Genomic DNA, 13,975 nt, shown 5'->3' with positions numbered 1-13,975 from the left:
AATCGACCCCCTACTGAGGGAAGTGTTCGATATGCGTCTCGGCTGTGCGGCCAAAATATACGGCGCGGCGACCGGAGAACGACACAACATATCCTGCGCAACCGCCTGCCATGACCTTCTTACAGAATCCTAAGTATGTGTAGCCGGGCGCAGATTGTTGGGCTTCCCTTATGGCGGTCCGCACAATGTTTGTGTCGAGCGTCGGAGCGATCGGCGCTTCGAGCCGTGGCGTGGAGAAAACCACGCTTTCGCCATCCGTCAGGTAATAAGTCGCCGTTGCGCGGCGGAAATCGATGGCGTAGCTCTCAAACCCTGCCTGCATCAGCTTCCCGACGATTTCAGGAAAGCTCATGCTGTTGCTTTCGGCCCCGCGCAGGCAGCTTTCGGCGATTTCCATCGGTTGAGCGTTCATGGCGTCTCCTCGTTTGAGCTGAGAGTTCTCAGTCGAGCGGCATTCGCGTCAGGCCAAGTCGCGCAACGGTCTCTTTCAGGATGCGTTCGAGCGCGCGTCGATCTTCGATGGCAAGTTGCGCTCTTAGCGACGTTGGCTAAATTCGCCTCTTTAAAATAGCCAGATCGCTAAAAGCGCCACAGCGATCACCGCCAGCACGAACCAGCGGTCCGATCGGCGTCTCATCCCCTCAAGCGCGTTAAGTGAGCGGTCCGACAATTCGACGCCTTCATCCGCCATTTCTGACACGCGGTGGATGGCGAGCTCCGCCTCCGCCAACGTCCGGGGTAGATGGGTCGCGAGCTTCGCCAGCTCCGTGAGACTTCTACTCGCGTCCTCGATCTTCGCCTTGACGCCGAGATTCTCCTCGATCCAGGAGCGCACCACCGGATCGCAGGTCTTCCAGATGTCGAGCTTGGGATCATAGGCGCGGGCGACGCCCTCGGCGACGACCATGGTTTTTTGCAGCAGCACCAGCTCGGTGCGCGTGCGCATGTCAAAGAGCGCCGTCACTTCGAAGAGCAGAGTCAGCAGCCGCGCCATCGAAATATCGGCGGCGTTGATCGTATGCATCGGCTCGCCGATCGCGCGCAGCGCCTGCGAAAATTCTTCGATCGAATGCTTGGCCGGAACATAGCCCGCCTCGAAATGTACCTCGGCGACGCGCTTATAATCGCGAATGATGAAGCCGTAGAGGATTTCGGCCAGGAACCGACGCTCCTTCAGGCCCAGCCGTCCCATGATGCCGAAGTCGATGGCGACGAGCCGTCCCCTCTTGTCGACGAAGAGATTGCCCTGATGCATGTCGGCGTGAAAAAAGCCGTCGCGCATCGCATGGCGCAGGAACGACTGCAGCACGTTGCGGCCGATCGCCTTGAGGTCGTAACCTTCAGCGGCGACCCGCTCGATGTCCGAGAGCGGAACGCCGTCGACCCATTCGAGCGTCAGCACTTCGCGATCGGTGCGGCTCCAATCGACGCTGGGCACGTGAATCTCCGGATCGCCGGCGACATTGTCGGCGAATTCGGACGCCGCCGCCGCCTCGAGACGAAAGTCGGTTTCAAGCCTGACGGTGCGCGCGAGCGTATCGACGACCTCGATCATGCGCAGCCGGCGCGCTTCCGAGGAATAGCGCTCAGCCAGCCGCGCCACGCGATACATGTCGCGCAGATCGAGCGCGAAGCGGCCTTCGATCCCCGGCCGCAGCACTTTCACCGCAACCTTGCGCACGCCCTCCTTGTATTGCGCCTGGGCGACATGCACCTGCGCGACGGAGGCGGCGGCGACAGGCTCGCCAAAAGACACAAACAGCTCGTCGATGCTGCGGCCCAGCGACTTTTCGATGATCGCGACGGCCTTGTCGCGGCCGAACGGCTCCATCCGGTCCTGCAGCGCGGTCAGCGCATCGGCGATCTCACCCCCGACGATGTCGGGGCGCGTCGCCAGAAATTGCCCGAGCTTCACATAGGAGGGACCGATTTGCGCCAGCGCGCGCACCAGCGCTCGCCCGGTCCCGTCGCGCTTGCCGCCCGCGAAGAGATTGGCGAAGCGCACGAGCGGCGCCGCCGCCGGCGGCAGCAGCGCCGGATCGAGGAGCGCAAAGACGCCTTCGCGCGCCATGATGTAGGCGGCGCGCGCCAGACGATAGAAATGACCGACGCCAAGGATCACGAACGCCGCCGCTCTTTAGATCACGCTGCATTTGGGCGGAATCGCCCGAAATAGCGTGATCGAAACTAAAAGATTAGAGCGCGGCGTCACCGGGTCCCGATTTTTCACAGCGCGCTCGTTAGAGATCAGCTCTTCCAGCCCGAATGGATCGCCACCACGCCGCCCGTCAAACGCTCAAAGCCAGTGCGCCGAAAGCCCGCCTTGCGGATCATCCGTTCGAATTCTTCCGCGCTCGGGAATTTGCGGATCGATTCGACGAGATAGCGATAGGGCTCAGAATCTCCCGCGACAAGCTTGCCGATCGCCGGAATGACGTTGAACGAATAGGCTTCGTAGAGCTTGTCGAGGCCCGGAACGGCGACCTGCGAAAACTCAAGGCACAGGAAGCGGCCGCCGGGCTTCAGCACGCGATAGGCTTCGGCGAGGGCGACGTCGATGCGCGGCACGTTGCGAATGCCGAAAGCGACCGTGTAGCTGTCGAAATGCGCATCGGGAAAGGGCAGCGATTCGGCGTTGGCCTGCACGAATTCGACGCCGGAAACGCCGCGCTCGCGCGCGCGATCGCGGCCCACTTCGAGCATGTCGCCATTGATGTCGAGCACGACGATTTCCGCGTCATGCGCCGCGCTCGCGGAGATGCGAAAAGCGACGTCGCCCGTGCCGCCCGCGACGTCGAGATGGCGAAAGTCCTTGCGCCCCCGCGCATTGACCTTGGCGACGAGCGTGTCCTTCCACAGCCGGTGCATGCCGCCCGACATGAGGTCGTTCATAATATCGTAGCGCCGCGCAACCTTGTGGAAGACGTCGTCGACGAGGCCCTGTTTCTCGTTCAAGGGAACCTCGGAATAGCCGAAATGGGTCGAGCCCTCTCGCTCGGAAGTTCGATCAATCATCAGGCGCTCGGGTGACGAGGAAGGAAGGGGAGGGTATAGCCTGTCGCCGAGCCGGTGGCTACGCCCGCGCCGTCCCAGCCCGCCGGCGCTTTGACGGGATCAACCCACTTCATGCCAGAGCTGCCCGAAGTCGAAACCGTGCGACGGGGATTGGCGCCCGCGCTCGTCGGCGCGACGATCGAGCGCGTCGAGCTGAGGCGCCGTGATCTGCGCTTTCCTTTCCCCGAACGCTTTGCCGCGCGTCTTCAGGACCGGCGCGTTCTCGACCTTCGCCGTCGCGCGAAATATCTCCTCGCCGATCTCGATGACGGCCATTCGCTGATCATGCATCTTGGCATGAGCGGCTCGTTTCGGATCGATGAAGAAACGCCCGGCGCGTTTCACCACAAGCGCGACAAAAACGCCGCGCATGACCATGTCGTCTTGCATCTCGATCATGCGCGGCGCGTCGTCTACAACGATCCGCGCCGCTTCGGCTACATGCTGCTCATCGCCACGCATGCGATCGATGAAGACAAGCTCTTTCGCGGCCTCGGCGTCGAACCTTTGAATGGCGCGCTCGACGCCGCGTTCCTTGCCCGGGCCTTTCGCGGACGCGCGGCGCCGACGAAGGCGCTGCTGCTCGATCAGCGCCTGATCGCCGGCCTCGGCAATATCTATGTCTGCGAGGCGCTGCATCGCGCCCATATTTCGCCGCTGCGCGCGGCGGGATCGCTTGTTCTCGCCAGCGGCCGGCCGACGGCGGCGCTGGCGCGGCTGCCGGAGGCGATCAAGGATGTCTTGACCGATGCGCTGAAGGCGGGCGGATCGTCGCTGCGCGATCATCGCCAGATCGACGGCTCGCTCGGCTACTTCCAGCACAGTTTCCGCGTCTACGACCGCGAAGGCGCCGCCTGCCCGACCCCGGGCTGCAAGGGGACGATCACGCGCGTCGTTCAGTCCGGCCGCTCAACGTTTTATTGTCCCTTCTGTCAGAAGTGACGCCCTTGCGAGGCGGCCCGCGGCGAGCTTAATAACCTCCATGTCCCAAAATCCAGTCGCGCCAAGGCCGACGCTCGCCGTCGCCGGCCTTTCGAAGAGTTACGACAAGCGCCGGGTGGTCGGTCCGCTCGACTTCTCGCTGGAGGCCGGCTCCGTCACCGGCCTGCTCGGCGGCAATGGCGCCGGCAAGACCACGACGATCGGCATGGTGATGGGGCTGATCGAGCCGACCCAAGGTTCGGTCCACGCTTTCGGCTGCGACATGTCGCGCGAGCGCTACGGCGCGCTCGGCCGGATGAACTTCGAAAGTCCCTATGTCGACATGCCCCATCGCCTTACCGTGCGACAGAATTTGCGCGTCTTCGGCATGCTCTACGACGTCAAGGATCTCGACGCGAAGATCGATCAGCTTGCAAAGGATCTGGCGCTTGGCGATTTTCTCGACCGCCAGACCGGACGGCTTTCCGCAGGCCAGAAAACGCGCGTCGCCATCGCCAAATCGCTAATCAACGACCCGCAGCTCTTGCTGCTGGACGAACCGACGGCGTCACTCGACCCGGACACGGCGGACTGGGTGCGCGCGCGGTTAGAGGCGCATCGGCGCACGCATAATTGCGCGATCCTCCTCGCGTCCCACAATATGAGCGAGGTCGAACGTCTGTGCGACCGGGTGCTGATGTTGAAGGACGGGACGCTCGTCGACGATGATTCGCCCGCGAACCTCCTGGCGCGCTATGGCCGCGACACGCTCGAAGAAGTGTTTCTCGACGTCGCCCGCGGCCGCGTGGACGGAGCGCCGGCATGAATGTTTCCTTCAAGCGTATCGGCGCGATGGTGCTGCGCTACGCCTATCTCTTACGCGCGTCATACACGCGCGTGCTCGACATCATCTATTGGCCGACCGTCCAGCTCCTCACCTGGGGATTTCTGCAGACCTATCTCGTGCGCGCCGGCGCGCTCGCGGCGCCCGGCGGCGCGGCGCAGGCCGCCGGCACGCTGATCGGCGCCATTCTTCTGTGGGACATTCTGCTGCGCGGACAACAGGGCTTCTGCTTCTCCTTCATCGAGGAATTGTGGTCGCGCAATCTCCCCAACATTCTGATGAGCCCGCTGCGGCCGGCGGAGTTCGTCGGCGCGCTTGTGGCCTTGAGCCTCATTCGACTCGCCGTCGGCGTGCTTCCCGTCACGATTTTTGCGATCCTGTTCTTCGGTTTCAATCTCTGGGCGCTCGGGATCGCTTTCGCCGCCTTCTTCGTCGTGCTGATGTTGTTCGCCTGGAGCATCGGTCTCTTCGTCTCCGGCATTCTGCTGCGTTATGGACTTGGCGCGGAAAACCTCGTCTGGTCGCTGATGTTCTTCGTGCAGCCGCTCGGCGCCGTCTATTATCCTGTGACCACGCTGCCCAACTGGCTGCAGCCGATCTCCTGGATGCTGCCGCCGACCTATGTGTTCGAAGGTCTGCGCGCCGTATTGATCGATCACGTCGTCCGCTGGGATCTGCTGGCGCAGGGCTTCGCGATCGACGTCGTGTTGTTCGCGGCCGCATCGGCGGCGTTCGGCCTGCTGCTGAAAAGCGCGCGGCGGGCCGGCACGCTGCTGCAGACGGGAGAATGACGATGGCCGCGAGCCGCGCCGACACAGCTCTCCACGCGCGAGGGCTTTTCGAGAGTCGCGCCAAGGCGCGCGAGGCGATCGAAGCCGGGCTTGTCACCGTCGACGGACGCATTGTCAAAAAGCCCTCCGAGCCGATCGCCGCCGACGCCCATATTGTCGCGCAAGCGGCCTACCCCTGGGTGTCGCGCGGCGGCGTGAAGCTTGCCCACGCGCTCGATCATTTCGGCGTTGATCCCGAAGGGCGCTTCTGTCTCGACGTCGGCGCCTCGACGGGCGGCTTTACCGACTTACTGCTGAATCGCGGCGCGCGCCATGTCGTCGCGGCCGACGTCGGTCACGGGCAATTGCACGAAAGGCTGCGTGGAGATCCGCGTGTCACGTCGTTTGAAGGGCAGGACGCGCGGGCGCTGACGGCGGCGCATATGACCGAGGCGCCGAGCCTGATCGTGATCGACGCAAGCTTCATTTCGCTTAGCGTCCTGCTGCCGCATGTTCTTTCGCTCGCGGGGCCGCGCGCCGATCTTGTCGCGCTGATCAAGCCGCAGTTCGAAGCCGGGCGCACGGCGGTGAAGAAGGGCGTGGTGCGCGACGAGAAGATTCACGCACAAGTCTGCGCGCGTATCGAAGACGAAATCGAAGCTCTTGGCTGGCGCGTTTCGGGCGTCGTGTCGTCCCCGATCGAGGGCGGCGACGGCAATCGTGAGTTTCTCGTTCACGCCACGTTTGGTTAGGACAAACGGATTGTTTGAAAGTCAGGCCAAACCCTCGGCCCCTCATCTCACTTCTCCCCGCAAGCGGGGAGAAGGGATATCGGCGCCACGCCTTCGGGACAGAGCAAGCGCGCGATTATTTCGCGGAACGCCTGCCGTCCCCTCTCCCCGCTTGCGGGGAGAGGTAAGGTGAGGGGCTTGGTGATTGGCCCGCAGCGACTCGTCATCGAGCGGCTCGGCAATCGCGGCGAGGGCGTGGCGCTGCTTGGCGAGCGGCGCGTCTTCATTCCCTATGCGCTATCCGGCGAGACCGTGACGGCGGAGGTCGACGGCGAGCACGCGCGCCTCGTCGACATCGTCGAAGCGTCGCCGCAGCGCATCGCGCCGATCTGTCCGCACTTTGAGGATTGTGGCGGCTGCGCCGTTCAAACGCTGCGCGCCGACGCCTATGCGGCGTGGAAGCGCAGTCTCGTCGAGACGGCGCTCGCAAATGCGGGGCTGACGCTCGACGTCGCGCCGATCGTCGACGCGCATGGCGCCGGCCGGCGCCGCGTGACCTTCCATGCGCGGTTCGACGCCGGCAAGGCGCGCGTCGGCTATATGGCGGCGCGCTCGCATCGAATCGTCGAGATCGAGACCTGTCCAGTGCTCGCGCCCGAACTTGCCGGAGCGCTGCCCGCCGCCCGCGCGATCGCGGCGATTCTCGCGTCGCGCGGCAAGCCGCTCGACATCGCGGTCACGGCGACCCTCGGCGGTTTGGACGTCGAGCTGCGCGGCGGCGGGCCGCTCTCCGAGACGGAAACCGGCGCGCTGCTCGCCGCGGCTGAGGCGCTTGATCTCGCGCGGCTGACGAATCACGGCAAGCTTGTCGCGCTCCGCCGGGCGCCGCAGATCAAAATCGGCGAAGCGACGCTCACGCTTCCCCCTGGCGCCTTCCTGCAGGCGACGGAGGCCGGCGAACAAACGCTCGCGGCCCGCGTTCTGAGCGCGACGGCGAAAGCGCAAAACGTCGCCGATCTGTTTTGCGGCGTCGGCGCCTTCGCGCTTCGGCTGGCGCGGCGCGCGCAAGTGAAAGCCTATGATACAGACGCCGGCGCACTGGCGGCGATGCGCGGCGCGGCGCATGCGACGCCAGGCCTGCGCACACTCGAAGGCGTCGCCCGCGATCTCTTTACGCGACCGCTCAGCGCCAGCGAACTCAATGGGTTCGACGCCGTCGTGTTCGATCCGCCGCGCGCCGGCGCCGCCGCGCAGGCGGCTGAAATCGCGCGATCGGACGTTCCGATCGTCGTCGCCGTCTCCTGCCATGCACAAAGTTTCGCCCGCGACGCCGCAATTTTGCTCAAGGGCGGGTACGTCATCCGGGAAATCACGCCGCTCGACCAGTTCCGCTATGCGGCGCATGTCGAGATCGTGGCGGTTTTTGAGAAGTCGAGTGGACGCAAATCCGCGAAACGTCGGCTGCTTGGATGAAATTGTCGGCGCCTGCGCCGCTCTTGCGTGCCAAGAATGTCACAGGAGCGTCAAGAAGCGACATTGCGACGCAGCGGCTCCGCCCTGAGCAGTTGCCGGCCGCCCAAATCAGGCATAGGATTTGCGAGTGATCCAGCGTAGCCGGAAATTCAAATGATTTCCGTGATCTGGAAGGAGAACGTCATGATGAATGCGCTTATCGCCGCGACATTATGCAGTATCGTCCTCGCAAGCGCGCCGGTCGCCATGCGCGCTTATGTCTATGCCCGCCGCAAAGATGATCGCCGCCGTCACTATCGCTAAGACAGCGCGACAAAAAGGGCGCATCTTACTGCTGTGACAGCCATTCGGTCTGACGCGCCTCTTTTGCTTTCTCGTCTCGCGGCCATTGTCGGCGAGGCGGCCGTCGTAACGGATGCGACGGCGATGTCCCCCTATCTAGCTGAGCCTCGCGACCTCTATCATGGCCGCGCGCTCTGCGTTCTCAAGCCAAAAAGCCCGCAAGAAGTCGCCGGCGTCCTGGCGCTGTGCAATGAAACGGGCGCGTCCGTAACGCCCCAAGGCGGCAATACCGGACTCGTCGGCGGCCAGACCCCCGACCCAAGCGGCGCATCCGTCGTGCTTTCGCTGGAAAAGCTCAATCAGATTCGCGCCGTCGATGGGACGGCCGACGCGATGACGGTCGAGGCCGGCGTAACGCTGTCGCAGGCGCAAGACGCCGCGCAGGTCGCCGACCGCTACTTCCCGCTTTCGCTCGCGTCCGAAGGTAGCTGCACCATCGGCGGCAATCTCTCGACCAACGCCGGCGGCGTGCATGTCCTCGCCTATGGCTCAATGCGCGACCTTGTGCTGGGCGTCGAAGTCGCGCTTGCCGACGGCCGGCTGCTCTCGACGCTCGGCGCGCTGCGCAAAGACAACACCGGCTATGATCTGACGCGGCTTTTTGTCGGTTCGGAAGGCACGCTCGGCGTCATTACCGCGGCAACGCTAAAGCTTTTCCCCTCACCGCGCTCCCACGCCGTCGCCTTTCTCGGGCTTCGCGATCCCGCTCAGGCGCTGCAACTGCTGAACTTCGTCAAAGGCCGCGCGGGTCCGATGCTCCACGCCTTCGAACTCGTGTCGCGAGTGGGGCTCGAACTCGTCCTGCGTCACATTCCCGGGACGCGCGATCCTCTGGCGCAGCCGCACGATTGGTATGCGCTGATCGAGCTTGCCGCCTTCGCCGATGGCGAAGCGGAGCGCGCCGCCGCCGAGATTCTCACCGCGGCGATCGAGGCGGATTTGGCCCAGGACGCAACCCTCGCGCAATCGCTGGATCAGGCGCGCGCGCTGTGGAAGCTGCGCGAAAGCCTGTCCGAATCGCAAAAGCGCGAAGGCGGCTCGATCAAGCACGACATCGCCGTTCCCGTGAATGTAATTCCCAACTTCATCGAGGAGGCGGGGCAAAGGCTGCGCGCCGCCTTCCCGCAGGCGCGGCCGGTGCCCTTCGGCCATATGGGCGACGGCAACATCCACTATAACGTCTCGCAGCCTATCGGCGCCGACAAGGCGGAATTCATCGCGCGCTGGGCGGAGGTCAACGCCATCGTCCACGGCGTCGTGCATGAGTTCGGCGGCTCGATTTCCGCCGAACATGGAATTGGGCGTCTAAAACGCGATCTTTTACGAGAGACAAAAGATCCGGTCGCGCTCGACGCCATGCGCGCCATCAAGGCGGCGCTCGACCCGAACGGCATCCTCAATCCGGGCGTGTTGCTTTAGCTTCGGCGTTGCGGACAGACGATCTTCACCGTGATCCCGTCCCTGTAGATGAAATATTCGACGCAAGACTGACCATTGACGTCGATCGGCCGCTTGCCCACGTCAGCGGCGCGCAGGAAATCCGTCATCGACGTATGGCCCTTGTCGTCCCAATCCATTTCCGCCCAGTCGTAGCCTTGCCGCCACGCCGTGATGGCGCGCGCGACGAAAAAGAACGCCGGAATCGCGAGGAGCGCGGCGATGGTCGCCACAATAAGTCGTTTGCCAAAGGGCGCCGACATGTCATCCTTTCCTGGAGCGTTTCACCTCGGTGAGCGCCCATTCAGCGGTTTTTTCGCGACAGGCCGCGCCCTGAAAGCTTTCCTCAGTCTCTTTCACGACGACGTCGCCATGAAAGGCGCGGCAGATCCTGCCTTCCAGCGGATAGGGCTGGCCCACCGGGGTGAAGGAGCCCTTGGCGCCGCTCTGCGGATTGTCCCAATTGACGCTCGTCCCGCTTCCTTGCGGGTCGAGCGCGGTGCTTAGCGCGGCGATGGCGCGGCGTTGATCTTCCGAATCGAGCGCGCCGGACAGTTTCGGAGGAGACTTTGGAATCGCGCTTGTGACGTCCGAGGCGACGCGTTCCGAATTCCACATGACGGAAGGGTCCGAGGCCATGGGCACGGCGATCGAGCAGCCGGCGAGGCTGCCGGCCGTCGCCGTCAGGACAATGAGCTTTGCGCCGCGCGACATTTGAGCAATGACGCAAGCGGCGGTATGTCTGACGCACTGAAACTGCAAAGCGCCACCTTTGAAGCGCCGATCTTTGACTCGGCTTGAGAAAGGATTCTCGCTTGAACGCGTTAACGTCGGGTGACTTTGTCGAGGCCGCCGAACCTTTCGCATTGTTTGGTCAATGGTTCCAGGAGGCTCAACTCAAGGAGCCGAACGATCCCGAGGCGATGGTCTTGGCGACGGCCGACGCTCAGGGCCTGCCCGACGCGCGCATGGTGCTTCTGAAGGAATGGACGCCAGAGGGCTTCGTCTTCTACACCAACGCCGAGAGCGCCAAGGGGCGCCAACTTGAGGCCAATATGCAGGCGGCGGGGCTTTTTCACTGGAAGTCGCTTCGCCGGCAGGTGCGGCTGCGCGGACCCGTCAGCCGCGTCAGCGACGCCGAGGCGGACGAATATTTCGCCAGCCGGCCGCGGGATTCTCGCATCGGCGCCTGGGCGAGCCAGCAGTCGCGCCCGCTGGAAAGCCGGTTCGCGCTCGAAAGGTCCGTCGCCGTCTTCGCCGCAAAATATGCGTTGGGCGGCATCCCTCGCCCGCCTTATTGGCGCGGCTTTCGAATTGCGCCGGTCGCGATGGAATTCTGGTCCGATCGGCCGTTCCGGCTCCACGACCGCGTCCGCTTTTTCCGGGCCGAGCCGGGTCAAGATTGGCAAAAGGAGCGGCTCTATCCATGACAGGGCAAGCAAAGCGCGCGACGGCGGCGCTCGTTGTGGCGGCGGCCGCGGCGCTTTTTTCGGCCGAGGCCGCCGCGCAGGATCCTTTCGATTTCCTCTTCGGCGGCGGCTACGACGGCCCCCGCCGCGCCAGGCGCGCGCCCAGCGCGCCGCGGCGGTCCGAGCGTCCGCCGCCGCGCAAGCGGGACGGCGCCGCGCAGACCCAGACGAAGCGCCAAAATCAGCAGGCGCCCGGGGCGCCCGGCGCGCCAGGGACGACCGGAGCGCCGGCGACGCCGAGCGGACCGGAGGGGCCGCCGCCGCCCTATGATCCGCAGATCACGCGGCTCTCGGAAGTCCTCGGCGCGCTGGCCTTCCTGCGCGACCTCTGCGGGTCGGGCGACGGCGAGGAATGGCGGGGGAAGATGTCGGCCCTGCTCGACGCCGACGCCCCCAACGGCGCGCGCCGCCAGAGGCTCATGGCGTCCTTCAACCACGGATTTCGCGGCTATGAGCTGACCTATCGCGCCTGCACGCCCAACGCCAAGACGGTGATCTCCCGCTATCTGGCGGAGGCCTCCCGGCTGACCCGCGACATCACCTATCGCTACGGAAACCCTTAGAGCGCTTCCCGATCGCATGGAATCATGTGATCGATAAGGAATCGCTCAAAGTCAAAATATTGGAGCAGGTTCTCATCGAAAAAGTCTGTCAACTTTTTCGGAACCTGCTCTAAGCGCCGATGTGCGAAATTAACCTTTCGGCGAGCGTCGCCTCGCGCGGCGCGGGCGGCTTCTCTAGAGTGGCGTCATGAACGAATTGAACGTCGCCTCGCTCTACGACTTGGGCGGGGACCAGCACCGAGCCGCCCTCGCCTATGTCACCGAGGCCTTCGCCGAGGCGATTCTCGCGGGGATTGAAAGCGATTCCTTCGCGCATGCCGCCCTCTGCGCGGCGCTGCGCGAACTGGTGGCGACCTATGGAGAGGAATCGGTGGCGGCCTTCGCCGAAACGCTGCCCGCAAGGCTGCGGGCGGGGGAATTCACCACCGGCCTGAGACATTAGATCACGCCGCATCTGGGTAAATGGCCCAATAAGCCATTAATCCCATAAGTTTATGCCGCGCTTTCCCGCCTGGAAAGCCGCCACTTCTGCGCAGCGCGCGCCAACGCGCTTGCGGTTATTCGCCGCGACCCCGCGAATGCGGACTGACTTTTGCACTGCAAGGCCCTAGAACGCCGGACGCCGCGGGCGTAGACGCCCGGCGACTTTGCACAGCGACTCCTGCGCCTTAAATCCGAAACGACATGCCCCGCACGCTTCTGTGTCTCGCACGGCACGGCGAGACCAACTGGAATATCGAAAGGCGCTTTCAGGGCCAGTTCGACATTGCGCTGAACGCCCGCGGACGCGCGCAGGCGGCGGCCCTGGCGAAGGAGCTCGCCGGCGCGCATTTCGACAGAGTCTATTCGAGCGACCTGCGCCGCGCGCTCGCGACAGCGAGGCCGATCGCCGGCGCGCGGGGACTCGACGTCGCCAAGACCCCGGCGCTGCGCGAGAAAGACGACGGCGTTTGGCAGGGCCACACCCATGCGGAAGTGCAGGCGACGCACGCCGACATCTATCCGAACTATCTGACTCGCCGGCCGGATTTCGCCGCGCCGCAAGGCGAAAGCCTGGAACATTTCGCCGAGCGGGTGCGCAAGGCCTTGACCCAGATCGCCAAGGAGAGCGCCGGCGAGACCGTGCTGGTCGTCGCCCATGCCGGCGTGCTCGACATCGCCTGGCGCCTCGCCGCCGGCAAGAAGCTCGACGAAAAGCGCGAGCATCCGGTGCTCAACGCCACGCCGAATTGGATCGCCTATGAGGACGGAAAATGGTCGCTCGTCGACTGGGCGACGCCGGAGGGACGCGCCGAAATCGCCGCGCCATGGGACGGCCGTGAACTGCCGCGTCGCGAAGCCGCGCGCGCCTTGATCGTCGATCAGGATAACGACGTCCTGCTGATGCGCTACGCCGGTGGGCTCACGCCGCATTTTCTGGCGCTCGGACATCATCACTTCTGGGCGACGCCGGGCGGCGCGGTCATGGAGGGCGAGAGCTTCAAGTCGGCGCTGCGTCGGGAGGTCTATGAAGAGACGGGCCTCTCGCTTCTCGATCCCGGTCCGGTCGTCGCGACGCGCGAATTTCCGATGGAGATCGGCGACGACTGGCATCAGGCGGTGGAGCGCTATTATCTCATCCGCACCGAACGCTTCGCGATTGAGCCACGCGACCTGACCGAGGAGGAAAAAATCCATGTGCTCGGCTGGCGCTGGTGGAGCGCGGACGAGATCGCGGTCTCGCACGATCTGATTTTCCCCGAAGGGCTCGAGGCGCTGCTTCGCAAAGTCGGCACGTAGCGAGGTTCGCTGGCGCGAGCGTCTCAGACGCATTCCGCTCGCCTGTCATTCCCGACGCGCGTATGACGCGCGATCGGGCAACTGTGTATTGGTTAGCATGCGAAGGACGCATTTTCGCGGCAGATGGCATTGAGAATAACGAGGATTTTTCGTGCGAGCGCAATGAGAACCAGTTTTGGCGGTTTTCCGGCGGCGCGTAGTTTGCGGGCAAAATCGCCCAAACGCGTCTTCGAATTGGCGGCGGCCAGCGCCGCCATGTAGAGGGCTTTGCGCACACGCGTCCGCCCGCCTTTGATCATGCGCTGACCACGACGCTTTCCACTATCGTTGTTGAAGGGCGCAAGCCCTGCGAGCGCCGCAATGGCTTTTGGCGAGCGGCGCCCAAGTTCTGGCATCAGCGCCAACAAGGTGACGGCGGCGACGGGACCAATGCCGGGCACGCTTCGCAGACGCCGCTCGGCTTTGCGCAAGGACTCGTCGGCGGCAATGGCGGCGCGAATGCCGTCCTCGAGCGCTTCGATCTCCTTGTCGAGCCAGGCGAGATGGCGCGTGAGACTGTCGGCTGTGGCGGCGTCATCGCATTCGTTCCGCC

At 64.4% G+C, this 13,975-nt stretch carries 17 protein-coding genes; 11 read left to right on the top strand and 6 right to left on the bottom strand.

Annotated elements, in window-relative coordinates; genetic code table 11:
* Positions 1-10: 10 nt before the first annotated feature.
* From IYX23_RS02095 to ubiE, 3 genes are all read right to left on the bottom strand, one after another.
* Complete coding sequence (locus IYX23_RS02095) at positions 11-412, bottom strand: DUF1398 family protein (RefSeq protein WP_196391869.1); 402 nt, start codon at positions 410-412, stop codon at positions 11-13.
* Between the two features lie 150 nt (positions 413-562).
* On the bottom strand, positions 563-2,122 hold the full coding sequence (gene ubiB / locus IYX23_RS02090; RefSeq protein WP_196391870.1) for a 2-polyprenylphenol 6-hydroxylase: 1,560 nt from the start codon (positions 2,120-2,122) through the stop codon (positions 563-565).
* Positions 2,123-2,247: 125 nt separating this feature from the next.
* Entirely contained in the window at positions 2,248-3,018 is a 771-nt protein-coding gene (gene ubiE / locus IYX23_RS02085) for a bifunctional demethylmenaquinone methyltransferase/2-methoxy-6-polyprenyl-1,4-benzoquinol methylase UbiE (protein ID WP_196391885.1), read from the bottom strand.
* Positions 3,019-3,126: 108 nt separating this feature from the next.
* On the opposite strand from ubiE, the gene mutM reads away from it, so the two are divergent.
* The 7 genes from mutM (at position 3,127) to IYX23_RS02050 (ending at position 9,554) form a co-directional block, all read left to right on the top strand.
* Positions 3,127-3,996, top strand: coding sequence for a bifunctional DNA-formamidopyrimidine glycosylase/DNA-(apurinic or apyrimidinic site) lyase (gene mutM, locus IYX23_RS02080; RefSeq protein ID WP_196391871.1), 870 nt, complete (start codon positions 3,127-3,129; stop codon positions 3,994-3,996).
* 40 nt (positions 3,997-4,036) lie between these two features.
* A complete protein-coding gene (locus tag IYX23_RS02075; RefSeq protein ID WP_196391872.1) occupies positions 4,037-4,801 on the top strand; it encodes an ABC transporter ATP-binding protein in 765 nt (254 codons plus the stop codon).
* Positions 4,798-5,610: an ABC transporter permease gene (locus tag IYX23_RS02070; RefSeq protein ID WP_196391873.1), complete on the top strand. Its 813-nt coding sequence runs from the start codon at positions 4,798-4,800 to the stop codon at positions 5,608-5,610. Before IYX23_RS02075 ends, IYX23_RS02070 begins: the two co-directional genes overlap by 4 nt.
* Positions 5,611-5,612: 2 nt before the next feature.
* Positions 5,613-6,341 carry a TlyA family RNA methyltransferase gene (locus tag IYX23_RS02065; RefSeq protein ID WP_246716420.1) on the top strand — a complete coding sequence of 243 codons (729 nt, stop codon included), beginning with the start codon at positions 5,613-5,615 and terminating at the stop codon, positions 6,339-6,341.
* Positions 6,342-6,524: 183 nt separating this feature from the next.
* Positions 6,525-7,793, top strand: coding sequence for a methyltransferase (locus tag IYX23_RS02060; RefSeq protein WP_196391886.1), 1,269 nt, complete (start codon positions 6,525-6,527; stop codon positions 7,791-7,793).
* A gap of 153 nt (positions 7,794-7,946) precedes the next feature.
* Positions 7,947-8,096, top strand: coding sequence for a hypothetical protein (locus tag IYX23_RS02055; protein WP_196391875.1), 150 nt, complete (start codon positions 7,947-7,949; stop codon positions 8,094-8,096).
* 123 nt (positions 8,097-8,219) lie between these two features.
* A complete protein-coding gene (locus IYX23_RS02050) occupies positions 8,220-9,554 on the top strand; it encodes an FAD-binding oxidoreductase (RefSeq protein ID WP_246716419.1) in 1,335 nt (444 codons plus the stop codon).
* Here the strand turns inward: IYX23_RS02050 and IYX23_RS02045 are convergent.
* Together IYX23_RS02045 and IYX23_RS02040 are read right to left on the bottom strand one after the other, a co-directional pair.
* A complete protein-coding gene (locus IYX23_RS02045; RefSeq protein WP_196391877.1) occupies positions 9,551-9,835 on the bottom strand; it encodes a hypothetical protein in 285 nt (94 codons plus the stop codon). The two genes, IYX23_RS02050 and IYX23_RS02045, sit on opposite strands and share 4 nt — an antisense overlap.
* Before the next feature lies 1 nt (position 9,836).
* A complete protein-coding gene (locus IYX23_RS02040; RefSeq protein WP_196391878.1) occupies positions 9,837-10,286 on the bottom strand; it encodes an RT0821/Lpp0805 family surface protein in 450 nt (149 codons plus the stop codon).
* A gap of 101 nt (positions 10,287-10,387) precedes the next feature.
* On the opposite strand from IYX23_RS02040, the gene pdxH reads away from it, so the two are divergent.
* The 4 genes from pdxH to IYX23_RS02020 all read left to right on the top strand — a co-directional run bounded on the left by pdxH (position 10,388) and on the right by IYX23_RS02020 (position 13,383).
* Complete coding sequence (gene pdxH / locus IYX23_RS02035; protein WP_196391879.1) at positions 10,388-11,002, top strand: pyridoxamine 5'-phosphate oxidase; 615 nt, start codon at positions 10,388-10,390, stop codon at positions 11,000-11,002.
* A complete protein-coding gene (locus IYX23_RS02030) occupies positions 10,999-11,604 on the top strand; it encodes a TIGR02301 family protein (protein WP_196391880.1) in 606 nt (201 codons plus the stop codon). The genes pdxH and IYX23_RS02030 overlap by 4 nt, the downstream gene beginning before the upstream one ends.
* A gap of 187 nt (positions 11,605-11,791) precedes the next feature.
* On the top strand, positions 11,792-12,046 hold the full coding sequence (locus IYX23_RS02025) for a hypothetical protein (RefSeq protein WP_014891510.1): 255 nt from the start codon (positions 11,792-11,794) through the stop codon (positions 12,044-12,046).
* A 242-nt stretch (positions 12,047-12,288) separates the two neighbouring features.
* Entirely contained in the window at positions 12,289-13,383 is a 1,095-nt protein-coding gene (locus tag IYX23_RS02020; RefSeq protein ID WP_196391881.1) for a histidine phosphatase family protein, read from the top strand.
* A gap of 92 nt (positions 13,384-13,475) precedes the next feature.
* Here the strand turns inward: IYX23_RS02020 and IYX23_RS02015 are convergent.
* A partial coding sequence (locus IYX23_RS02015) for a transposase (RefSeq protein ID WP_196398817.1) occupies positions 13,476-13,975 on the bottom strand: 500 nt, incomplete at its 5' end.

Source organism: Methylocystis sp. L43 (genome assembly GCF_015709525.1).
Classification (GTDB): Bacteria; Pseudomonadota; Alphaproteobacteria; order Rhizobiales; family Beijerinckiaceae; genus Methylocystis.
The sequence above is the reverse complement of the archived record's forward strand: the minus strand, read 5'-3'. Positions and strand labels throughout refer to the sequence as shown.